Below are 21,756 nucleotides of genomic sequence, written 5' to 3'. Positions count from 1 at the left end.
AGTGATGCCACGTGGCATCGGTCAGTTTCGAGAAGGCCACCCACTTCTACCCGGGCTCGGACGCGCCCGCCGTGGACGAGCTGAGCCTGGAGATCGAGGACGGGGAGTTCCTGGTCCTGGTCGGTCCGTCCGGCTGCGGGAAGTCCACCTCACTGCGCATGCTCGCCGGGTTGGAGGAGGTGGACCACGGGACCATCCGGATCGGGGACACCGACGTCACCGACCTCAGCCCCATGGACCGCGACATCGCGATGGTCTTCCAGTCCTACGCGCTCTACCCGCACATGACCGTCGGGCAGAACATGGGCTTCGCCCTGGAGATGGCCAGGGTCGGCAAGGAGGAACGGGCGCGCCGGGTGGCCGAGGCCGCCGAGCTGCTGGACCTGACCCCGCTGCTCGACCGCAGACCCAAGGCGCTCTCGGGCGGCCAGCGCCAGCGTGTGGCGATGGGCCGCGCGATCGTGCGGGAGCCCCGGGTCTTCCTGATGGACGAGCCGCTGTCCAACCTGGACGCCAAGCTCCGGGTGTCCACCCGCACCCAGATCGCCGAACTCCAGCGCAGGCTGGGCGTCACGACCGTCTACGTCACCCATGACCAGGTCGAGGCCATGACCATGGGCGACCGGGTCGCGGTGCTCAAGGACGGGCTGCTCCAGCAGTGCGACACCCCGCTCGGGCTGTACGAGCGCCCGGCCAACGCCTTCGTCGCCGGTTTCATGGGTTCACCCGCGATGAACCTGCGGGAGTTCCCCGTCACGGGCGAGGCGGTCCGGGTCGGCGGTCACGACCTCCCGCTGGGCGCCGGGCAGCGGGCGCGTCTGGCCCGGGAGGGCGCGGACTCGGTCCTGTTGGGGTTCCGTCCCGAGGCGGTGGACCTGGTGGGTGACACCGACGGCTTCCCGATGGAGATCGGACTGGTCGAGAACCTGGGCGCGGACTGCTACCTGTACGGGGGGATCCCCGGACATCCGGCCGACGGCGACCTGGTGGTCCGGGTGGCCCCGGACCGCGCCCCGACCAGCGGTCAGGTCGTCCACCTGCGGGTCCGGCCCGGGCAGGTGCACGTCTTCTCACCGGGGACGGGGGAGCGCCTGGACGAGTGACCTGGACCATGGCCGCGACGGACACTTCTCCCTTGCCCTGGTAAAGACGCGTCAATAAACTTGAGCGCAGACAACTCAAGGACGAGGGGAAGTGGTCCGATGCGCGTCACGGATGTCTTCGCGGGTACCGGCGAGCGGATCGACGAGCACCTGTGGGCCCAGTTCGAGGCCGAGCCCGTGGCCCGTGTGGACAGCGGCCGCCGTGGCGGAGACCTCGTGGTCGAGGTCGAACTCGCCCCGGGCGTCGATCCCCGAGGGGTGCGGGTCCGCCACGAGGGCGGCACCCTCGTCCTCGTGCGGAGCGCGGACCGCGCACCCCTGTACCGCGTGCCCCTGGACGCCCCGGTCGGTCGTGCCTCCCTGCGCCGCATGCCGCGCGGGCTCACCGTCACCGCGCCCCTCACCGGTCCCGCGCCCGCGGCCGTCCGGCCCGGGCTGAGCCCCGTCTCCCGCCCCACCCGGGCGCGGGCCGCCCTGGCCGGTCTCGCCGCCCGGATCCGGGCCCTGTTCAGCCGCTGACCCGCCTTCCTCCGTTCCCACCCGCGCCCCCGGATCCGACACGTCGGGGAGAGCCCGGGCGCGCGGACCGCACGACGAAAGGGCGCCCCGAACCGTTCGGGGACGCCCCTCTTCCCGGGCGAGGGGAAGTCTCGTGGAGCCGTGCCTACTCCGACGGGGCCACCGTGGCGAACCCGCCCCGGTGGTAGAGGAGCGGCGGTCGCGGGTCCTCCAGGACCAGGGTGTGGGTCACCTCGCCGACGACCAGCCAGTGGTCACCGATCAGCCGGGTGTCGAAACGCGTGCAGACCAGGTGCGCCACCGCCCCGTCCAGCAGCGGCACCCCGTCCGGTCCCGGACGCCAGGCCGTGGGCGGGGCGAACCGGTCGACGTCCCGGCTCGCGAACCGCACCGCGACGTCCGTCTGCTCCTCGCTGAGCAGCTGCACCCCGAACTCGCCCGCGCGGCGCAGCGTCGGCCAGGTGGTGGACGTGTCGGCCACGTAGAAGGAGACGAGCGGGGGTTCCAGACTCACACTGGTGAAGGACGTGGCGGTCAGCCCCACCGGCCTTCCCCCGACGTTCGCGGTGATGACGACGACACCGGCCGGGTGGTGGCGCATCGTCGCGCGGAACCGGTCGGCCTCGGCCCGTCTCCGGGACGGGGACGAGGTCTCGGTGACACTCATCGGACTCTCCCTTCTGGGCGGCGGTCAGACGGCGGTGGTCCTGGACCGGACGGCGGCGCGCAGGGCCGGGGCGGCTCCGTGGGCCCACGGCTCCAGCACCGCGTCCAGCCGCGGGGCGTGGTCCTCGTCGGCGGGCACGGTGTCCTGGAGCAGGGCCAGCCCCGAGGTGGGCACCGTGGCCCCGAGCTCCAGGAGCAGCGGGCGCAGGTGCACGTCCACGGCCAGGGTGTGCGCGGGGGAGGCCATCACCAAAACGGGGACGGCCGTCACGCCCGCCAGGCCGCCGGACGGCAGCAGGTCCAGGAAGACCTTCAGCAGCCCGGTGTAGGTCGCCTTGTAGGTGGGGCTGGCCACCACCAGCAGGTCGGATCCGCTCACCCGTTCCAACGCCGACCGCACGTCCAGGGTGGGGCCGGGGGTGAGCAGCAGGGGCGACAGGTCCGCCAGTTCCAGGACCTCCTGCTCCGGAGGCAGCCCGGTGGCGCGTGCGGCGTGGTGCGCCACGGCCCGGGCGGCGGTGGCGGTGCGGGAACCCCGGTGCGGGTTCCCGACGAGGACGGTCGTGGTCATGACGGCTCCGGAACGGAAGGAGGGGCGGACTCAGGTGGTGGCGGGCTCCGCCACCGCGAAGGGGACGAGGGTGGGGGCGTCGGTGGCCTCGTCCCCGTCGGGATGCCGCCACAGGCCGCGTTCCCGAAGCAGGGGCAGCACGCCCTCACCGAACCAGTACGCCTCCTCCAGGTGCGGGTAGCCCGACAGCACGAACTCGCTGACGCCCACCCGGTGGTACTCCTCGATCAGGTCCGCGACCTGTTCGTGGCTGCCGACCATCGCCGTACCCGCTCCGCCGCGCGCCAGACCCACACCGGCCCAGAGATGGGGGTGGATCTCCAGGTCGTCGGCGCGGCCGCCGTGCAGCTCCAACATGCGCCGCTGCCCCTCGGACTCGCTCCGGCGCAGACCGCTCTGCACCTGGGCGACGGTCTCGGGGGAGATCCCGTCGAGCAGACGTCGGGCCTGCGCCCACGCCTCCTCCTCGGTGTCGCGGCTGATCACGTGCAGTCGGATCCCGTACTCCAGGGTCCGGCCCCGTTCGGCGGCCAGTGCGGTGACCCGGCCGATCTTCTCCTCGACGGCGGCCGGGGGTTCACCCCAGGTCAGGTAGGTGTCCACGTGGGAGGCGGCGACCTCCAGGGCGGCGGGTGAGGAGCCGCCGAAGTACACGGGTGGGCGTGGGTCGGGCGTCCGCTGGAGCACGGCCCCCTCCACGGTGACGTGCTCGCCCCGGTGGTCCACGGTCCGGCCGCGCCACAGGGCGTCCACCACGCCCAGGAACTCCGCGGTGCGCCGGTACCGGGCGTCCTTGTCGAGGAAGTCGCCGTGCTGGCGCTGCTCGGCGGACTCACCGCCGGTCACCACGTTCAGCAACAGGCGCCCCCCGCTGAGCCGCTGGTAGGTGCTGGCCATCTGCGCGGCCAGGGTGGGGGAGAGCAGGCCCGGGCGGAAGGCCACCAGGAACTTGAGCCGCCTCGTGCCCCCGACCAGCATCGCCGTGGTCAGCCAGGCGTCCTCGCACCACGAACCGGTGGGGGTGAGGACGCCCTCGAACCCCAGCTGTTCGGCGGCCTGGGCGATCTGGCCGAGGTACTCCAGGGAGGGTTCGCGCGTCCGCCAGGCGGAGGAGGACACGACGTCCGCGCCGTGGCCTCCGCCGACGACGCCTCTGCTGTCTCCCTGCGTGGGCAGGAACCAGTGGAAGGTCAGGGGCATGAGGGTGTCAGTCCTTGCTCTCGTGGTGCTAGATCTGTCCGTGCCGGGGAGGACGGCGACGGTTGAGGGAGTACTCCCCGACGTGCTGGACCTTCCAGCGCACCGGGTCGTGGACGGTGTGGGTGCGGGCGTCGCGCCAGTGGCGGTGCAGGTTGGCCTCGTCCGCCGTGGCGCGGGTGCCCGCCGCCTCGAACAGGGCGGAGGAGACCTCCACGGCGGCCCGGCCGCCGACGACCTTGGCGGCGGCCACCGCGATGGAGGCCTCTGCGGTGGCGTCCTCCGCGTCGGAGGCGCCCTCGGCCAGGAGCGCGTCGGCCGCCTCCACGCGGTCGGCGGCGGTGCCGAGCAGGGCCTCGGCGGAGCGGACCTGGATCTCCAGCTCACCGAAGCCCTGCACCAGCAGGAGGTCCTCGCTGGCGTCGTCCACGCCGCTCTCGAACCAGGGGCGGCTCTTGGTGCGCACGAATTCCGAGGTCTCCTCCAGCGCCCCGCGCGCGGCGCCGACGTCGATGGCGGCGTGCAGGAGCTGGGCGAGGGCGCCGTAGGTGGTGGGGCCCTCGAAGGTCCGGTACTGCTCCAGGAGGAGCTCGGGGGAGACCGTCACCCCGGCCAGGTGCACGGTCCCGCTGGCGGTGGTGCGCTGGCCCATGCCCGCCCAGTCGTCCTCGATCCGGACCCCGGGGTGGTCGGCGGGGACGAACGCCAGGTGCGGACGGGGCCCGTCCGGGGTGGCGGCGGGGGCGACCACGGCGAGCCAGTCGGCGAACAGCGACCCGGTGGCGTAGTACTTCGTGCCGTCGATCCGGTACGCCTCCCCGTCGCGTTCGATCCGGGTGGCGTGGGTGTGCGCGTTCCTGCCGGAGCGCTCGGCCTGCGCGTTGCTGACCAGGGCGCCCGCGAGGACGTCGGAGTACACGCGGCGCCGGGCCTCGGAGCCGCCGCGCAGGCGCAGGGCGTTGAGGAACGCGAAGTGCGGCTGGAGGATCTGGGCCAGGCTCAGGTCGGCGGTGCCGAGCAGGCGCAGGACCTCCGCGACGGTGGTGGCGCCCACGGCCGCCCCGCCGAGGTCGCGGGGGACGGTCACCCCCAGCAGGCCGGAGCGGGAGACCGCGCGGACCACGTCGTGGGGCAGACGGCGTTCCCTGTCGCGGGCGGAGGCCTCGCGCGCGACCAGGGGGACGAGGGAACGGGCCACGCGGACGGCTTCGGCGGCGGAGGACAGTACGGGAACCGGCGCGGCGTCGGGGGACGTGCCGGGGGTGGGCCCGGTGATGGTCTCGGACAAGGGGAACCTCCTGAGCTGGGGCGCGACCGACACGCCCGGTAATCCTGAATGCCTACTGGAATTACCCGGAATCAAAGCACGGGTGGGGCGGGTCGGTCGTGAGGCGCCGATCGTCGGTGTGGCGCGGCGGTTCCCGGGGGTGTCCGGGCCGAGGGTTCGGGCGGCTCCGCGCATGGCAGCCCCCTCGGCCCGGAACGTGGACCGGCCTCGCGCTCGTGATGTCCGTCCGGCGGGGTGGCCCGGGCGGCGCGAGGGTTCGGCGGGTCCGTGCCGACCGGCTCCGCGATCCGGTCGGCGTGGTGTCCACTGTGGTCTCCGGAACCCGATTTTGTCAACCAATAAAGTAGGGATTCAAGGAAGTGGGAGGTCACGGCGGTTGATGGTGGAGTATCGCGTGGTGCTGGTGGGGTGGATGTGGCGCGCGGCGACACGCCACTACCGACTAAACCTGTAGGGAATATGGTTTACTGGCGGGCATGGCAGTCAGCGCATCACCACACCTCCGGCCCTGGTGGCGACCGCTCACCTTCGACGAACGCTGTCAGTGACCCCGTCCAGCACGACCACTGACACCGCCCGGAGAGAAGCAAGAAGCCCATGACCGTCGACGACGCCGCCGGACGCACCGCAGCACCCACCCCGCTCACCCTGGACCGCCTGTCCGAGCTGACCGCGAAGGTCGCGGACGAGGTCCGCCAGGGAATCCACGAGATCCGCTTCGACGCCGAGAACCGTTGGTCCGTCCGGCTCCACGCCGACGACTACACCGACGTCTGGCTCATCTCCTGGACCCCCGACCAGTCCACCCGGCTGCACGACCACGCGGGCTCCCTCGGCGCCCTGACCGTCGTCACCGGTGAGCTGGTCGAGCACTACTGGGACGGAGAGCTGCGCGAACGCGTCCTCGCGGAACACGGGGGCGGCCGCTTCCCCCTCGGCCACGTGCACGACGTCATCAACACCTCGGACCGTCCGTCCGTGAGCGTGCACGCCTACTCGCCGCCGCTGACCGCCATGCACTACTACGAGGTCACCGGGGACGACGCGCTGCGCCGTACCGGCAGCATCCTCACCACCGATCCCGAGCCCGACGTCCCCACGCTGGAGTCGGTGCCCTCGGCTGAGGGGGTGGGCCGGTGAGCCTCATCGAGCGCGTCCTCAACAGCAAGCGTGCCCACCTGGAGCGGCTCACCCCGGCCGAGGCGCTGCGCGCCCAGCGCGAGGGCGCGCTCCTGGTCGACACCCGGCCGGTCGTCAACCGCGCGTCGGAGGGGGAGATCCCCGGCGCCCTGGTGATCGACCGCAACGTCCTGGAGTGGCGGCTCGACCCCACCAGTCCGGACCGGGTGCCCGAGGCCGACGCGCCGGACCGGCACGTCGTGCTGTTCTGCAACGAGGGCTACGCTTCCAGCCTGGCCGCCGCCCAGCTTCAGGAGCTGGGGCTGGCGCGCGCCACCGACCTGGTCGGTGGTTTCCGGGCCTGGCGCGCGGCCGGACTGCCCGTGACCGAACCCGTGCGGGAGTCCGCTCCCGTCTCCTGACCCGTCCGCGGGCGGCCCCGACCCCGCCGCCAGTGTCCGGTGTCGCCGCATGTGTCTTATCCATACTAAACAAGTCGGTTTGATGATGAAGGGTCGCCGGCCCCGCGACCCTCCGCCGTGCCCCACCGCTCCGTCCCCCGACCCAGGGCGCCCCGGGCGCCCGGAGGAGAAGCGTCATGAGTGAAACACCCTCCACACCGTCACCCACCACCCCCGCGCGGACCGGTCTCAGGATCAGCGAGGACTGGGCCGCCACCCTCACGGGTCTCGTGCTGCTCGGCCTGTGCCTGCTCGGCGTGATCCCCGAGGGGCTGATCCCGTGAGCACCGGAACCCCCGATCCCCACGGCCCCGCCGACGTCCCGGAGGAGGGCCCGGCGGAGGCGGCCACCTCCACCGCCGCCGAGGTCCCCGCTCCGGAGGCCTCCCGCGCCGACACGCCACCGCCCTCCTCCCGGGGCTGGACCGCGCTCGGTCTGCTCGTCGTGCTGGCGCTGGCCGCCGCCACCAGGTTCCTGGAGTCCTGGGTCCCCGAGGCCGCCGAGGGCACCGCGCTGTCCGGGTTCGCCAGCGCGGTCGAGTACCCCGTCTACGCGATCCTCCTCGGCCTGGCCGGGAACCTGGTCCTCTCCCTGACCGGACTCCTCGACCGCCTCTCCCCGGCGTTCCGGACCGAGTTCCTCATCAAGACCGGTCTGGTGCTCCTGGGCTCCACGGTCCTGTTCGACGTCATCATCCGCGCCGCCGGACCGGCCGTCCTCCAGGCCCTGGTGCTGGTCACCTCCGTGTTCCTGTTCACCTGGTGGCTCGGCGGCAGGCTCGGGCTCGACGACCGCCTGCGCGCCCTGCTGGCCTCGTCGGTGTCCATCTGCGGAGTCAGCGCCGCCATCGCGGCGGCCGGAGCCGTGCAGGCCAGGAAGGAGCAGCTGGCCTACACGGCGAGCCTGGTCATCCTCTTCGCCGTGCCCTCGATCTTCCTGCTTCCCTGGCTGGTCCAGGTGATCGGGCTCAGTGACGCCCAGGCGGGCGCGTGGATCGGCGGCAACATCGACACCACCGCCGCCGTCGCGGCCTCGGGGGCGATCGTGGGCGAGGACGCGCTCCAGATCGCCTCCATCGTCAAGGCCACCCAGAACGTCCTGATGGGCGTGGTCGCGGTCCTGCTCACGGCCTACTTCGCCTTCCGCGTGGCCCCCACGGAGGGGAGGGACAACGAGGGACGCCCCGGGGTGCGCACCCTCTGGGACCGCTTCCCCAAGTTCGTGCTGGGCTTCCTGGTCGCCTCGGTGGTGGCCACGCTGTGGGCCAACAACGCGGCGGAGGACGCCCAGGCGGGGCTGGACACCGCCAAGGCGCTGCGGGACTGGTTCCTCATCGCGGCCTTCACCAGTATCGGCCTGGAGTTCCGGCTCGGCTCCCTGCGCGAGGCGGGGTGGCGTCCGATCGGCGTCTTCGGCGCCGCCACCGCGTTCAACCTGCTGGTCGGACTGTTGCTGGCGATGCTGCTGTTCCGGGGCTTCTCCTTCTGACCCGGACGGACGAGGGGCGCGGCACCACACGGTGCCGCGCCCCTCGTCGTGCGCGTGGGATCGGAGCGGGCCGCCGCGCCTCAGGGGACTCCGCCCGGCGGTCCGACCGGTCAGTCCCTCCGCACGGGGACCGACGTCGAGGGGCCGTGGTAGATGTATCCGACCTTGCGCACCGTGGCGATGCGGCCCCCGGCCCGGCCGAGCTTGCGGCGGAGGCGGTGGATGTGCACGTCGATGGTGCGTGAGTGGAGTTCGCGGCTGGAACCCCAGACCCGTTCCATGAGCTCGCCCCGGGTGACCGCGCGGCCGGGAGAGGCGGTCAGGCACTCCAGGAGCTCGTACTCCTGGAAGGTCAGCTCGACCTCGGTGCCCTGGGACCACACGCGGCGGGAGTCCCGGTCCAGGAGCAGGTCGCCGCCGACCTCCGGCACGGGGCGGACCCCGGGGTGCGGTTCGTCCACGACGACCCCGTACACCAGCATGTACCGGCCGCTCTCGGGGAGGGGGAGCACGCCGAGGAGGGAGTGCTCGCCTTCCGTGGCCTCCGGGGTGGGGGAGGCCGCGGGTACGGACACGGCGGTCAGGGCCGGGTGGCTCCGCGTCGAGGTGGTGCGGGCGTCGGCTCGGGGAGGTGCGGTGTGTGCGCTGAGCATGTACCCATCATGCTTCCGGTTTCCTTCAAAAGCTACCTGATTAGTGGGTAATCTTTCCCGCTGTGGGGAAGGCCACGATTGGTGTCGGGCAAAACGGAGTTTTCCTACCAAGAAGGTGGTCTAGTCTCTGGTATCAGCGCGCCCGGGTCCCACGAGGACACCGGGCCGTCCCGGTGCCGGTCCCGCCGTCGCCGGACGCCCCCCGCGATCCTCCGTCCCACGACCACGAAGGAGTGCACCATGCGCACGACCTCGACCCTCATCGGCGCGGCCGCCCTGGCTCTGACCCTCGCCGCCTGCGGTTCCCCCAGCGAGCAGGCCTCCGGGTCCGCCGACGCCGAGGCCGGGGAGGGGCCGCTCCGGGTCGGAGTCAGCCCGGTGCCGCACGGTGACATCCTCGCCTTCATCGACGAGAACCTCGCGGAGGAGGCCGGGCTGGAGCTGGAGATCGAGGAGATCGCCGACTACAACACGCCCAACGCCGGGCTCGTCAACGGTGACCTGGACGCCAACTACTTCCAGCACCGTTCGTTCCTGAACGAGTGGGTGGAGAACGGCCCCGACGCGGAACTAACCTACGTCACGGACGTCCACATCGAGCGGCTGGGGCTCTACTCCGAGACCTACGAGGGCGCGGACGACCTGCCCACCGGTGCCAAGATCGCGGTCCCCAACGACCCGGCCAACCTCTACCGCGCGTTGACGATCCTGGAGACCGAGGGTCTGATCACCGTGGACCCCGACGCCGGTGAGACCGCCACCGAGAAGGACGTCGTCGACAACCCGAACGACCTCGTCATCACGCCGCTGGAGGCAGCGCAGCTGCCGCGCTCCATCGCCGACGTCGACGCGGCGGTCATCAACGGCAACTACGCCATCGAGGCCGGGGTCACCGAGGACGCCAACGTCCTGGCCTGGGAGCCCGAGGGCGACGACTACGTCGAGAAGTACGCCAACGGCCTGGTCGCCCTGGAGGAGAACGCCGACGACGAGCGCGTCCAGCTGCTGGCCGAGCTGCTGCACGACGAGCGGGTCCTGGAGTACGTCCAGGAGACCTGGCAGGGCGTGGTGCTGCCGGTCGACGCCGACGGCTCCGTCGCGGAGTAGCGTCCCCACGGGCCCGCGGGTCCGTCGCGCCCCTGGCGCCCTTCCCTCCCCTCGGGGCGGTGGAGCCTTCCGGCTCCGCCGCCCCTTTCGTGTTCCCTGGCGAGCACTGGGATGATGACTCTCCGTAGTCAGGACGGGTAAAGTGTCCTGAGTCACAGGAAACCTCCGCGCCTCCTGTTCCACAAAACCTACTTATTAAGTAGAGTTTGGCCCGTTCGCCCCTCTGATCACCCGAAAAGGACCCTCATGAGCCTGCGCAAGACCGTGCTTTCGGCCGCCGCCACGGTACTGGCGATCGGGATGGTCGCGACCGCCTGCGGCGGGTCGGCCGACGGTGGCGGGGGCGGGGACGCCGACACCCTGACCCTCGGCTACTTCCCGAACATCACCCACGCGCCCGCCCTGGTCGGCGTGGAGAACGGCACCTTCGACGACGCCCTGGGCGACGTCGAGCTGGACACCCAGACCTTCAACGCGGGCCCGGACGCCATCAACGCGCTGTTCGCCGGGGAGGTCGACGCCACCTTCATCGGACCCAACCCGGCCATCAACGGGTGGTCCCAGTCCGACGGCACGGCCCTGCGCGTCATCGCGGGTTCCACCTCGCGCGGTGCGGGGCTCGTGGTCCGTCCCGGGATCGACTCCGTGGACGACCTGCCCGGCACCACGCTGTCCACGCCGCAACTGGCCAACACCCAGGACGTGGCGCTGCGCTGGTTCGCCCAGGAGCAGGGTTGGGACGTCGACACCGAGGGCGGCGGCGACCTCTCGATCATCCCGCAGGACAACTCGGACATCATCAACGCCTTCGAGCTCGGGGAGATCGACGGCGCCTGGGTACCCGAGCCGCACCTGAGCCGCCTGCTGGTGGAGCTCGGCGGGGAACTGCTGGTGGACGAGACGGACCTCTGGGAGGAGACCGGTGGCGAGTTCGTCACCACGCACCTGATCGTCAGCGCCGAGTTCCTGGAGGCCCACCCCGACGTGGTGGAGGACCTGCTGCGCGGCCACATCGAGACCGTCGACTGGATCAACGACAATTCCGAGGAGGCGCAGGCGGCCGCCATCGCCCACCTGGAGTCGGTCTCCGGCAGCGGGCCCAGCCCCGAGGTGGTCGCCTCGGCCTTCGAGAACACGGTCTTCACCGTGGACCCGATCGCCCCCTCGCTCCGGGGCGGTGCGGAACACGCCGAGGGCGTGGGCCTGCTCGAGCCGGTCGATCTGGAGGGCATCTACGCCCTGGACCCGCTCAACAAGCTCCTCTCCGAGGGCGGCGGCGAGGCGGTCGCGGGGCTGTAGCGGCCCCCCTTGGAGCGGGGGTGGCGGAGTCGGACGGGGGCCGCCACCCCGGCTCGCGCCACCCCGGTGCTTTCACAAAACCTACTTATTAAGTAGAGTTTTCCCCGTCCCTCCGCAGACGCCCCGACAAGGACCCTGAGATGCGCGTTTCCCCGACCCCGCTGAGAACCACCGCGGCCGCCCTGGCCCTGGGGCTGGTCGCCACCGGGTGCGGGGGCGAGGGGGGAGGTGGCTCCGCCGCCACCCTGACCCTCGGCTACTTCCCGAACATCACCCACGCGCCCGCGCTCGTGGGCGTGGAACGGGGCATCCTCGACGAGGCCCTGGGCGACGTCGAGTTCGCCACCCAGACCTTCCACAACGGGCCCGACGCCGTCAACGCGGTCTTCTCCGGAGAGATCGACGCCGCCTTCCTCGGTCCCAACCCCGCCGTCAACGGCTGGTCGCAGTCCGAGGGCGAGGCCCTGCACGTCATCGCGGGGGCCGCCACCCAGGGCACCGGCCTGGTGGTCCGCGACGACATCGAGACCATCGACGACCTGCCCGGACACACCTTCTCCACACCGATGCTCGGCGGCACCCAGGACGTGGCGCTGCGCTGGTTCGCCCAGGAACAGGGCTGGGAGGTCGACACCGCGGGCGGTGGCGACCTCTCGATCATCCCGCAGGACAACCCCGACACCGTGGACGCGTTCCGGCTCGGGGAGATCGACGGCGCCTGGATCCCCGAACCCCACCTGAGCCGGGTCCTGGCCGAGGACGACGCCCACCTGCTCATCGACGAACCCGAGCTGTGGGAGGAGACCGACGGCCAGTACGTGACCACCCTCCTCGTCGTCAGCGCCGAGTTCCTGGAGAACGACCCCGGAGCCGTGGCCGACCTGCTGCGCGGCCACGTCGCTTCGGTCGACTGGATCAACGACAACCCGGAGGAGGCGGCCGAGACCTCCCGCGCCCACCTGGAGGCCCTCACCGGCGGTGAACTCGATCCCGGGCTCACCACCGCGGCCTTCGAGAACGTCACGTTCACCGTGGACCCGGTCGCGCCGTCGCTCCTGGTCCAGGCGGAGCAGGCCGAGGCCATCGGACTGCTGGACCCCGTCGACCTCAACGGAATCTACGCCCTCGACCCGCTGAACGACGTCCTGGCCGAGGCCGGACACGCGCGGGTCGCCGGGCTGGAAGGGTAAGGGCACCATGACCGCCATCACCGAACCCCGGACGACCGGGACGAACGCCGTGGAGATCGACGCCATCTCCAAGGTCTTTGGCCGGGGCAGGGGCGCCGTGACCGCCATCGACGGCATGTCGATCAGCGTCGGCGCCGGGGAGTTCCTGTCCATCGTCGGCGCCTCGGGCTGCGGCAAGAGCACCCTGCTGTCACTGGTCGCGGGACTGGAGGAGCCCACCACCGGGGCCGTGGACGTCGGGGACCACCGCGTGGCCATGATGTTCCAGGAGGCCGCGTTGTTCCCGTGGCTCACCGTGGGGGCCAACATCGAGGTCCCCATGAAGGTGAACCGGGTCCCCAGGGCCGAGCGCCGCAGGCGCGCCATGGAACTCCTGGACCTGGTCCGTCTGACCGGCTTCGAGCGCAAGCGCCCCCACGAGCTCTCCGGCGGCATGCGCCAGCGCGTGGCCCTGGCCCGCGCCCTGGCACAGGACGCCGACGTCCTGCTCATGGACGAGCCGTTCGGCGCGCTCGACGCCATGACCCGCGACATCCTCCACGACGAGCTGGAACGGATCTGGCGGGAGAAGTCGCTGACCGTCCTGTTCGTCACCCACAACGTGCGGGAGGCCGTGCGCCTGGGGGACCGGGTCGTGCTCCTGTCCAGCCGCCCGGGCCGCGTCATCGAGGAGTTCACGGTGGACGGCGAACGCCCCCGCCGGATCGACTCCGTGCCCATCGCGGAGCAGGCCGCCGCCATCACCGACCGACTGCGTGAGGAGGTCTCGCGCCATGCCTGAGACCGACGTGCGGGACCGCCAGGTCCAGGGGCTCGACGCCCTCGAACTCCAGCCGCGACGCGGCGTCGACGAACGCGGCGCCGGGGAGGTCGCCCGCGGGATCTGGGCCGCCACCTGGCCCAAACTGGCCGCCGTGGTCATCGTGCTCGCCGCCTGGCAGGCGGTCGTGTGGTCCGGGTGGCGCACGGAGTTCGTGTTCCCCGGCCCGGACCGGGTGCTGCCCACGCTGTTCAACGAGGTGACCAGCCCCGAGTTCTGGACCGCCGTCCAGGTCACCATGCGCCGCGCCTTCGTCGGGTTCGCGCTGGCCCTGGCCGTGGGCGTGGTCGTCGGACTGGCGGTGTCGCAGTTCAAACCGCTGCGGGCGGCGATCGGCTCACTGATCACCGGGCTCCAGACCATGCCGTCGATCGTGTGGTTCCCGTTCGCGATGCTGCTGTACGGCATCAGCGAGTCCGCGATCATGTTCGTGATCATCCTGGGCGCCGCACCCTCGATCGCGGGCGGCCTGACCTCGGGCATCGACTACGTGTCCCCGTCGCTGCTGCGGGCGGGCAAGGTCATGGGCCTGCGCGGGGTCCAGCGCTACACGCTGCTGGTCGTCCCGGCCGCGCTGCCGATGTTCGTGACCGGCCTCAAACAGGGCTGGGCGTTCGCCTGGCGTTCGCTGATGGCCGGCGAACTGCTGGTCATCATCAACCAGCAGAACTCGATCGGCTGGGCGCTGAGCCAGGCCCGCCAGCTCAACGACGCCGAACGGCTGCTCAGCTACATCATCATCGTGCTGGTCATCGGCATCATGATCGACGTCTTCTTCAGCTGGGCGGACCGCTCCCTGCGCCGCCGCTGGGGTATCACGCAGTAGCCCGAGGACCCGGGGAGGGGAAGGGGCGGGGCCGGGCGTTCGCGAGAGCGCGCGGCCCCACCGCGTTCGGGGCCGGGACCCACCGGTCAGGCCAGCAGGCCGAGCAGGTAGGCGACGCCGGTGAGCGACACCAGACCGCCGAGCAGGAACCGCAGCGGACGCTCTCCCATACGACGTCCGAGCCCGACGCCCACCAGGGCCCCCAGCGCGCCGCCCACCCCCAGCGCGAGGCCCACCCCCCAGTCCGGGGCGGCCGGGGCCGCGCCGAAACCGATCCGGTCGAAGGCGGCGTAGGCGCTCAGTCCCACCGCCGAGGTGACCAGGGTGGTGGTCAGCCCCACCAGGGCCGCGCGGGAGGTGTGCCAGCCGCCCACCGTGATCAGCAGCGGGGCCAGGAGCGATCCTCCGCCGATCCCCACGGCGGCGCCGAGGAGCGCGGCACCTCCGGCCGCGAGGGCGAGCGGGGCACCGCCCGCGCGGTCCCGCCCCACCGCTGGTTCGGGACGGGTGCGCGCCCTGGTGACCAGCAGGCGGGCGCCCATGCCGAGCATGAGCACCGCGAGCAGGCCCCGGAACAGCGCCGGGTCCGACAGCCACGTCACGCGGACGGCCGCCCCGGCGACCGCGCACGGGATCGCCGCCCCGGCGGCGACCAGAGCCCCGGTGCCGTGGCCGCGTACGGAGCGCGCCAGACGGCTCAGCCCGAGCGGGGTGGCGACGACGTTGTAGAGCAGGTTGGTGGCGCTGACCGCGGGGCCGTACAGGCCCAGCACGCTGAGCTGGACGGGCAGGAGGAGCACGGCCCCGGACACGCCCACCGGCGTGGTGGCGGCGGCGACGGCGAATCCGGCCAGGACGGCGAGGAACAGGGTCACCCGAAAACCCTACTGCATCAGTAGGAAAAAGGGCGGTCGTCCTCAGGTCATCCGTACACCGCGTGGTACAGCTCCACGATCTCCTCGGCCCCGGGCACCCGGGGGTTGTTGTCGGGCGACCCCGAGGCGAGCGCCTGCTCCGCCATGAGCGGGGCCAGCTCCCACCAGCGCTCGGCCCCGATCCCGTACTCGCGCGGGGTCGGCACCTCCAGCTCCTGGTTGAGCAGGCGCAGCTCCCACACCAGGGCCCCCGTGGCCTCACCGGTGGTGCTGTCCGGGGCGGCCAACCCCATCGCGCGGGCGCAGTCGGCGTAGCGCTCGGGCGCGGAGGTCACCGAGAACTCCGTGACGGCGGGCAGGAGCATGGCGTTGGAGAGCCCGTGCGCCACGCCGAAGTGCGCGCCGACCGGCCGACTCATCCCGTGCACCAGGGCGACGCTGGAGTTGGAGAAGGCCATCCCCGCCTGGGTGGCGCCCACCATCACCGCCTCGCGCGCGGTCCGGTCGTCCGGGTCGGAGTACACGGTCCGCAGGTGGGTGAAGATCGTGCGCATCGCCTCGCGAGCGAACCCGTCCGAGACCGGGTTGGCCCTGGCGCTCACGTACGCCTCGATCGCGTGGGTCAGGGCGTCCACCCCGGTGTCGGCGGTCAGCCGTCGGGGCATGCCCAGCGTGAGCTCGAAGTCCACCAGCGCGGCTCGTGGCAGCATCGCCAACCCCGCGCAGAGCATCTTCTCGCCGGTCTCCGCGTCGGTGATGATGCTGTAGCGCGTGCACTCCGAGCCGCTGCCCGCCGTGGTCGGCACCGCCACCACGGGCAGGGCGGGGGCGTCGGTGACCACCGGCGCCCGGTAGTCGCGCATCCGCCCGCCGTGCGCGCCCACCAGGGCCACGGCCTTGGCGGTGTCGATGGGGCTGCCGCCGCCCACCGCGACCAGGGAGTCGAAGGCGCCCTCCTCCAGCGCCCGCACCCCCTCCTCCACCACGGCGGTCGTGGGGTCGGGGACGGTGTCGGCGAACACTCCGGGGGAGGCGCCCGCGCCCTCCAGGTCGGCCAGGAGCCGCCGGAAGAACGGCTGTCGCGCGATGAAGGGGTCGGTCACCAGGAGCGGTCGGGACAGGCCGAGGGAGTCCAGGGTCCCGGCCAGTTCGGCCGAGGCCCCCGCACCCACGCGGATGATCTGGGGCAGGACGATGGAAGCGGACACTCGGGGTACCTCCGGGGGCGGGAGTACGGGCACGGTCGGACACCCCCGGGTGCCGGGGGCCGTGACGCCCGGTACCTACCCCGCTCTCCGATTCGACTCCTCCCGGACCGTACCGATTTCGTACCGCCTCCGTGACGCACCGTCCCGGCACGGGCGGAGGGCCGGGCACGGAGCCCGGCCCTCCGGCACGGTCCTACGGCGGGCGGATCCGGTCAGGCGTGCACGAGTGGAGTGTCCACCAGGTGCTCGGCCACGAACCAGGCCTCCAGTTCGTTGGTGCGGATCACGTCCGACACCAGGACGTCGTTGGTGCCGTCGTCGCCCAGTTCCTGCACGCGCGCGGCGGCGTCGTGGGCGTCCTCCAGGATCGACTCGTGCGCCTCCAGGAGCCGGGAGAGCATCGCCGGAACCTCCTCCACGCCGTTCGGCGGGCGGGGGATGCTGGTCAGCTCCGCGACGTGCCTCGGGTCGCCCACGGCCACCCCGCCCAGGGTCTGGACGCGCTCCGCGACGGTGTCGATCAGCTCCGTCAGCTCCCCGGCGTGCTTGTCCATCAGCAGGTGCAGCTGGTAGAACGTGTGACCGCGCATGAGCCAGTGGTGCTTCTTGTACATGTCGTGCAGGATGCGGAGATCGCACAACACCTGGTTGAGCCGCTGACACGAGTACATGCGCGCGTCGTAGGACAGACCGACCGGCAGCTGACGGACCGTCCCGAACTTCTGGATCTCCTCACCCCTCTGGTGGAGCCACGGCTGGCTGTTGCGCGGCTTGGGTGTCTGGCTCGAACTCTGGTCGGCGGTGGTCACTGCGGGTTCCCCCTCCGGGTCGGTGCACTGCGTGGAGCAGGAGGCTCCGCCAGCCAGTCTTGGTCACGGACCGTTGTCGGGAGAGAAAACGAACGCCATGTGGTGGCAAGGATTCAGGCGACCCTCCGGTCGAAGGTGACGGGCAGCTCGAACAGACCGTGCATGATCATGCTCGGCCACCACCGCAGCTCGCTCTCGTCCACGGCCAGGCGCAGGCCCGGGAGGCCTTCCAGGACGGCGGTGACGGCCACCCGGGCCTCCACCCGGGCCAGCCGCGCCCCCACACAGAAGTGCGCGCCGTGCCCGAAGGACAGGTGCGAGGCCGCACGCCGGGGATCGAAGACGTCCGGGTCCTCGTACCGACGCGGGTCGCGCCCGGCCGCCAGCAGCGACACCAGGACCGGTTCCCCCGCCTCCAGGCGGACCCCGCCCACCGTCGTGGGCTCAGCGGGGAAGCGCCAGGTCGCGTTCTGGAGGGGGCTCTCCAGTCGCAGCGACTCCTCGATCGCCGGTCCCACCAGCTCGGGGTCCTCGCGCAGCCGCGCCAGTTCCCCGGGGTCGCGCAGGAGGATCAGCAGCATGTTGCCGATCAGCGCGACCGTCGTCTCGTGCCCCGCCACCAGCAGCAGGAACGCCGTCGAGGTCACCTCGTCGCGGGTGAGCTCGCCGGCGCGGTGGGCCTCCACCAGGTCGCCCAGGAGGTCGTCGGAGGGCGCGCGCAGCCGGGCCTCCACCAGCCCGCCCAGGTAGGCGTCGAACCAGTCCGTGGCCGCGCCGATCGCCTCGTACTCGTCCGGGGAGGAGGAGTCGATCACCGCCGCCTGGCGGTGGAACTCGGGCCGGTCCGCCTCCGGCACCCCGAGGATGTCGCAGATGATCGCGATGGGCAGCGGGTAGGCCAGGTCACGCACCAGGTCCGGTGCGGCCTCCTTCCCCAACGCGGCCACGAGCTCCCCGGCGATCCGTTCGGCGCTCTCCTCCAGTGCCCGGACCCGGCGCGGGCTGAACGCCGCGCCGGTCACCCTCCGAAGCCGGGAGTGGTCGGGCGCGTCCACGTTGACCATGCTGCGCACCAGGCTGGGCCGGTGGTCGAAGGGCAGCCCCAGACCGGCGCGGTACCAGGTCCCGTCGGCGCGCCGGGGGTCCTTGAGCATGGCGGGGTCGGCCAGCACCGAACGGGCGTCGCCGTACCGGGTCACCAGCCACGCCCAGGCGCCGCCGGGGAGGTCGACGCGGTGGACGGGATCGTGCTCGCGCAGCCACCGGTAGGCCGAGTGGGGGTCCGCCTCGAACTCGGGTCCGTGCAGGGCGGGGGGTGTGTGGGTCATCGCCGGTCTCTCCTTGGGGGTACGGTTCGCCCGGTTCCTACCCACCTGGGGACGGCGGTGTCGCGGGGGCCGTTCAGGGCGACACGGCGCAGGCCGTCTCCAGGACGAACCTCGGCCAGGGGCGGTGCGGGTCGTGGCCGGTGAGTTCCCGGACCCGTCGCAGCCGGTACCGCAGGGTCTGGGCGTGGACGTGCAGCGACTCCGCCGCCGTGGTCGCCGCGCCGGTACGGAAGTAGGCGCGCAGCGTGTCCAGCAGGTGCCGGTTGTCGTGGGCCAGCAGCGGTCCCAGGACCACCCGGCGCACGGTCGTCGGCGCGACCCCGCCCCCGTTGAGCAGCGCGAGCACGTACGCGTCGGAGTCCCGCAGCAGGCCGTCCGCGCCGAAGGCGTGCGGAGGAGCGGTCTCCACGGCCCCGTCCGCCAGCCGGTACGCGGCGGACAGGTCGGCCAGCCCGCGCGGTTCCAGGGCACAGCCCCGCCACCCCCGTGCCACGAGCGCCTCCGTGAGTCGTCCGGCGTCCTCGGGAGCGGCCAGGACGACCACCCGTCCCGACCGGGTGGTCACCAGGGGGTCCGCTCCGTCAGGGGACGCCTCCGCCACCAGTTCCAGACCCACGGCCACCGTGACGTCGTCCGCGCGCACGGGTTCGGTGACCACCAGCACCGCCGGGTCGGGCGGTGCGATGCCCAGGGTGCGGGCCCGGTCCCGGATGGCGCCCTGGGAGGCCTGGCGGCCGATCAGCAGGTCGTCGAGGAGCGCGCGCCGGGCGCGTTCACGGTCCGCGTCCAGCCGTTCGGCGGCCTCGGCGTGGCCGGTCTCCAGGCTCTCGGAGATCTGGTCGAGGGAGGCCAACCACAGTTCGCTCAGAGCGAACACGTCGGCGGCGTCGAGCCTGTCGCCCGCCTGAGCGCGCAGCAACCGCACGGCGGCGGCCGAACCGACCCGGTGCGCCCGGACCACGGCGCCGATCGAACGTCCGTCGGCGGCCCGTGCCCGGCCGATCCCACGGAGCCGCTCCACGTCCTCCGGGGGCAGGCGGCGTTCCCCGCGCACCCACAGCTCCAGGGACCGGGTGACCAGCCAGCCGGTGATCGCCCGGACCTCCCCGAGCTGGGAGCCGTGCAGCGCCCGGTAGGCGGGCACCTCCGCGTAGACCTCGGAGACGATCCGCTCCACCAGTCCGGCCCGGTCGCGCTCCAGCTCCGCGCTGACCCGCATGCGCTCCGTACGCCCCATGCGCCTCCTCCGTCCCACGCCGTCGGTCCCCGGCGTCTCCCTCGGGAGCGCCGTCGCGCCCACACGGGGCGGGCAGCCTATCGCCCCCTCCCGCACCCGGCCGAGACCGGCCATCCGGGTAAAAACCGTGCACATGTGCGGCGCAGCCTCAGAGGCCGACCTCTGCTGACATGGCAGTATGCGCACACAGGCCCGGGAGAGAGCACGTGTCCAACACCGAGCGCCGGCGTGCCGGGCGCGCCGGGCACACCGGTCGGCCGGTGGAACGGCAGAGCCGGACGGGGAAGACGGGGGATGAGGACGATGACGGTTCCCGGCATCGCGCTGAACAACGGGCTGCAAATGCCGCAGCTGGGTTTCGGCGTGTGGCAGGTGCCCGACGACGCCGTGGGCGAGGCGGTCTCACACGCCCTCGCGGCGGGTTACCGCAGTATCGACACCGCCGCCGCGTACGGCAACGAGGAGGGGGTGGGCGAGGCGCTGCGCAGTTCGGGGCTCCAGCGGGAGGACGTGTTCGTCACCACCAAGCTCGCCAACGCCGACCAGGGCTACGACGCCGCACTGCGCGCCTTCGACGCCAGCCTGGAGCGGCTCGGCCTGGACGTGGTGGACCTCTACCTCATCCACTGGCCACTGCCCGAACGCGACCTCTACGTGCCCACCTGGAAGGCGTTGGAGCGCCTGTACGCGGAGGGCCGGGCCCGTGCGATCGGCGTCTGCAACTTCAAACGCCCGCACCTGGAGCGGGTCATGAAGGAGGGCGGGATCGCTCCCATGGTCAACCAGATCGAACTGCACCCGCTGCTCTCGCAGGAGAAGACGCGGGCCTTCGACTCCGACCACAACATCGCCACGGAGGCCTGGAGCCCGCTGGGGCAGGGCGAACTCCTCCGCCACCCGCTGATCACCGAGATCGCCGAGGAGATCGAACGTACGCCCGCGCAGGTGCTGCTGCGGTGGCACGTCCAGCTGGGCAACGTGGTCATCCCGAAGTCAGTGACGCCCGAGCGCATCCGCGCCAACTTCGAGATCTTCGACTTCGAGCTCTCGGAGGAGGACATGGCCCGGATCAACGGCCTCGACGAGGGCCACCGGTTCGGACCCGACCCGGACACCTTCGACGGGGAGTGAGCCGCGCGGCCGACCACTGACCGGGGGCGGCGCGGCTCGCGGTGCCTAGCGGAGCTCGCGGAGCCTGCGGGCACCGGCCAGGGTGGCGTCGATGCCGTCGCGGCGCACACGGGCGACGTACACGCCACCGCCGACGAAGATCGCGAGGAAGAGCCCGACCACAGCGGTCAGGGCCAGGACGGACAGCACGGAAGAGATCATGCGGTCATGGTAGCCGCATGTCGGACGACGCTCTCACCGGGGGAGTCCCGGGTGCGCGCCGAGCGAGACGGAGGGTCCGCCGATGGACCAGACACCGCACGAGATCATCAACCCGCTCTCCCTTCCCGACCCCGTGGGCTACGCACACGCCCTCGTGGTGACCCCGGGCCGCACCGTGTACGTGGGCGGAGAGGCCTCCCTGCGCTCCGACGGGGCACTGGCCGGCGACTCGCTGGTCCAGCAGTTCGACCACGCGCTCGCCAACCTGGTGGAGGCGCTGCGGACGGCGGGGGCCGAACCCGCCCACGTGGTGAGCATGCGCGTCTACACCACCTCTGTCGGTGTCTACCGGGTCAACCTCAAGACGCTTGGCTCGGTCTACCGGCGCCACATGGGCCGCTACTACCCGCCGATGGCCGTCCTGGGAGTCACCGAACTCCTGAAGGAGGGGGCCCAGGTCGAACTGGAGTGCGTGGCCGTGATCCCGGACGCGCGTGACGACGCCGAGCTGGACGCGGAGAGGCCCCGCGGTCTCGTGGAGGAGGTCGACGACCCGTTCGTGGACGATCCCGGAACCGACGAGCCCGAGGAACCCGAGGAGGCGCGGGCCTGAGCCGCGCCGGGCCGCGCCCCGACCCCGACGGTCGGGGGCGCGCCCG

The 21,756-nt window shown here is 72.2% G+C and carries 24 protein-coding genes; 13 read left to right on the top strand and 11 right to left on the bottom strand.

Features of this window, described 5'->3' with window-relative positions:
• Window positions 1-11: 11 nt before the first annotated feature.
• Window positions 12-1,103: an ABC transporter ATP-binding protein gene (locus AC0VYM_RS19320; protein WP_475454170.1), complete on the top strand. Its 1,092-nt coding sequence runs from the start codon at window positions 12-14 to the stop codon at window positions 1,101-1,103.
• A 99-nt stretch (window positions 1,104-1,202) separates the two neighbouring features.
• On the top strand, window positions 1,203-1,622 hold the full coding sequence (locus AC0VYM_RS19315; protein WP_475454168.1) for a hypothetical protein: 420 nt from the start codon (window positions 1,203-1,205) through the stop codon (window positions 1,620-1,622).
• 145 nt (window positions 1,623-1,767) lie between these two features.
• Here AC0VYM_RS19315 and AC0VYM_RS19310 read toward each other — a convergent pair whose 3' ends face one another.
• The 4 genes from AC0VYM_RS19310 to AC0VYM_RS19295 are packed head-to-tail and all read right to left on the bottom strand — an operon-like array spanning window position 1,768 to window position 5,344.
• Window positions 1,768-2,289, bottom strand: coding sequence for a flavin reductase family protein (locus AC0VYM_RS19310; protein ID WP_475454166.1), 522 nt, complete (start codon window positions 2,287-2,289; stop codon window positions 1,768-1,770).
• 24 nt (window positions 2,290-2,313) lie between these two features.
• Window positions 2,314-2,859 carry an NAD(P)H-dependent oxidoreductase gene (locus AC0VYM_RS19305; RefSeq protein ID WP_475454164.1) on the bottom strand — a complete coding sequence of 182 codons (546 nt, stop codon included), beginning with the start codon at window positions 2,857-2,859 and terminating at the stop codon, window positions 2,314-2,316.
• 30 nt (window positions 2,860-2,889) lie between these two features.
• Window positions 2,890-4,059, bottom strand: a complete 1,170-nt coding sequence (locus tag AC0VYM_RS19300; protein ID WP_475454162.1) for an LLM class flavin-dependent oxidoreductase — start codon at window positions 4,057-4,059, stop codon at window positions 2,890-2,892.
• A gap of 28 nt (window positions 4,060-4,087) precedes the next feature.
• Window positions 4,088-5,344 carry an SfnB family sulfur acquisition oxidoreductase gene (locus AC0VYM_RS19295; RefSeq protein ID WP_475454160.1) on the bottom strand — a complete coding sequence of 419 codons (1,257 nt, stop codon included), beginning with the start codon at window positions 5,342-5,344 and terminating at the stop codon, window positions 4,088-4,090.
• Between the two features lie 597 nt (window positions 5,345-5,941).
• Between AC0VYM_RS19295 and AC0VYM_RS19290 the strand changes: the two genes are divergently transcribed.
• The 4 genes from AC0VYM_RS19290 (at window position 5,942) to AC0VYM_RS19275 (ending at window position 8,413) form a co-directional block, all read left to right on the top strand.
• Complete coding sequence (locus AC0VYM_RS19290) at window positions 5,942-6,484, top strand: cysteine dioxygenase (RefSeq protein WP_475454158.1); 543 nt, start codon at window positions 5,942-5,944, stop codon at window positions 6,482-6,484.
• Window positions 6,481-6,885 (top strand): rhodanese-like domain-containing protein, encoded by a 405-nt coding sequence (locus AC0VYM_RS19285; RefSeq protein WP_475454156.1) that lies wholly within the window; start codon window positions 6,481-6,483, stop codon window positions 6,883-6,885. The genes AC0VYM_RS19290 and AC0VYM_RS19285 overlap by 4 nt, the downstream gene beginning before the upstream one ends.
• Before the next feature lie 176 nt (window positions 6,886-7,061).
• Window positions 7,062-7,208 (top strand): hypothetical protein, encoded by a 147-nt coding sequence (locus tag AC0VYM_RS19280; protein ID WP_475454154.1) that lies wholly within the window; start codon window positions 7,062-7,064, stop codon window positions 7,206-7,208.
• Window positions 7,205-8,413 (top strand): YeiH family protein, encoded by a 1,209-nt coding sequence (locus AC0VYM_RS19275; RefSeq protein WP_475454152.1) that lies wholly within the window; start codon window positions 7,205-7,207, stop codon window positions 8,411-8,413. The genes AC0VYM_RS19280 and AC0VYM_RS19275 overlap by 4 nt, the downstream gene beginning before the upstream one ends.
• A 110-nt stretch (window positions 8,414-8,523) precedes the next feature.
• Here AC0VYM_RS19275 and AC0VYM_RS19270 read toward each other — a convergent pair whose 3' ends face one another.
• The gene (locus AC0VYM_RS19270) at window positions 8,524-9,066 is read right to left on the bottom strand and encodes a winged helix-turn-helix domain-containing protein (protein WP_475454150.1); all 543 of its coding nucleotides are present in this window, start codon (window positions 9,064-9,066) and stop codon (window positions 8,524-8,526) included.
• A gap of 240 nt (window positions 9,067-9,306) precedes the next feature.
• On the opposite strand from AC0VYM_RS19270, the gene AC0VYM_RS19265 reads away from it, so the two are divergent.
• From AC0VYM_RS19265 to AC0VYM_RS19245, 5 genes are all read left to right on the top strand, one after another.
• A complete protein-coding gene (locus tag AC0VYM_RS19265) occupies window positions 9,307-10,173 on the top strand; it encodes a MetQ/NlpA family ABC transporter substrate-binding protein (protein ID WP_475454148.1) in 867 nt (288 codons plus the stop codon).
• A 246-nt stretch (window positions 10,174-10,419) separates the two neighbouring features.
• Entirely contained in the window at window positions 10,420-11,472 is a 1,053-nt protein-coding gene (locus AC0VYM_RS19260; protein ID WP_475454146.1) for an ABC transporter substrate-binding protein, read from the top strand.
• Window positions 11,473-11,612: 140 nt separating this feature from the next.
• A complete protein-coding gene (locus AC0VYM_RS19255) occupies window positions 11,613-12,662 on the top strand; it encodes an ABC transporter substrate-binding protein (RefSeq protein WP_475454144.1) in 1,050 nt (349 codons plus the stop codon).
• Between the two features lie 7 nt (window positions 12,663-12,669).
• Window positions 12,670-13,443, top strand: a complete 774-nt coding sequence (locus tag AC0VYM_RS19250) for an ABC transporter ATP-binding protein (RefSeq protein ID WP_475454142.1) — start codon at window positions 12,670-12,672, stop codon at window positions 13,441-13,443.
• Entirely contained in the window at window positions 13,436-14,308 is an 873-nt protein-coding gene (locus tag AC0VYM_RS19245; RefSeq protein ID WP_475454140.1) for an ABC transporter permease, read from the top strand. Before AC0VYM_RS19250 ends, AC0VYM_RS19245 begins: the two co-directional genes overlap by 8 nt.
• Window positions 14,309-14,394: 86 nt before the next feature.
• Here the strand turns inward: AC0VYM_RS19245 and AC0VYM_RS19240 are convergent, their stop codons facing one another.
• The 5 genes from AC0VYM_RS19240 to AC0VYM_RS19220 all read right to left on the bottom strand — a co-directional run bounded on the left by AC0VYM_RS19240 (window position 14,395) and on the right by AC0VYM_RS19220 (window position 19,765).
• Window positions 14,395-15,183 (bottom strand): sulfite exporter TauE/SafE family protein, encoded by a 789-nt coding sequence (locus AC0VYM_RS19240; protein ID WP_475454138.1) that lies wholly within the window; start codon window positions 15,181-15,183, stop codon window positions 14,395-14,397.
• Window positions 15,184-15,230: 47 nt separating this feature from the next.
• Window positions 15,231-16,391 (bottom strand): iron-containing alcohol dehydrogenase, encoded by a 1,161-nt coding sequence (locus tag AC0VYM_RS19235; RefSeq protein ID WP_475454136.1) that lies wholly within the window; start codon window positions 16,389-16,391, stop codon window positions 15,231-15,233.
• A 212-nt stretch (window positions 16,392-16,603) separates the two neighbouring features.
• On the bottom strand, window positions 16,604-17,200 hold the full coding sequence (locus tag AC0VYM_RS19230; RefSeq protein ID WP_475454134.1) for a Dps family protein: 597 nt from the start codon (window positions 17,198-17,200) through the stop codon (window positions 16,604-16,606).
• A gap of 113 nt (window positions 17,201-17,313) precedes the next feature.
• Window positions 17,314-18,528, bottom strand: coding sequence for a cytochrome P450 family protein (locus AC0VYM_RS19225; RefSeq protein WP_475454132.1), 1,215 nt, complete (start codon window positions 18,526-18,528; stop codon window positions 17,314-17,316).
• A 73-nt stretch (window positions 18,529-18,601) separates the two neighbouring features.
• A complete protein-coding gene (locus AC0VYM_RS19220) occupies window positions 18,602-19,765 on the bottom strand; it encodes a PucR family transcriptional regulator (RefSeq protein ID WP_475454130.1) in 1,164 nt (387 codons plus the stop codon).
• Window positions 19,766-20,068: 303 nt separating this feature from the next.
• Between AC0VYM_RS19220 and AC0VYM_RS19215 the strand changes: the two genes are divergently transcribed.
• Window positions 20,069-20,896, top strand: coding sequence for an aldo/keto reductase (locus AC0VYM_RS19215; protein WP_475463122.1), 828 nt, complete (start codon window positions 20,069-20,071; stop codon window positions 20,894-20,896).
• Window positions 20,897-20,941: 45 nt separating this feature from the next.
• Here the strand turns inward: AC0VYM_RS19215 and AC0VYM_RS19210 are convergent, their stop codons facing one another.
• Window positions 20,942-21,097: a hypothetical protein gene (locus AC0VYM_RS19210; protein ID WP_352388736.1), complete on the bottom strand. Its 156-nt coding sequence runs from the start codon at window positions 21,095-21,097 to the stop codon at window positions 20,942-20,944.
• 82 nt (window positions 21,098-21,179) lie between these two features.
• Between AC0VYM_RS19210 and AC0VYM_RS19205 the strand changes: the two genes are divergently transcribed.
• The gene (locus tag AC0VYM_RS19205; protein WP_475454128.1) at window positions 21,180-21,710 is read left to right on the top strand and encodes a RidA family protein; all 531 of its coding nucleotides are present in this window, start codon (window positions 21,180-21,182) and stop codon (window positions 21,708-21,710) included.
• Window positions 21,711-21,756: the final 46 nt, after the last annotated feature.

Source organism: Nocardiopsis sp. iso_237, from assembly GCF_056173345.1.
Note: the sequence above shows the minus strand (reverse complement) of the source record. Positions and strands in the feature narration are given on the sequence as shown.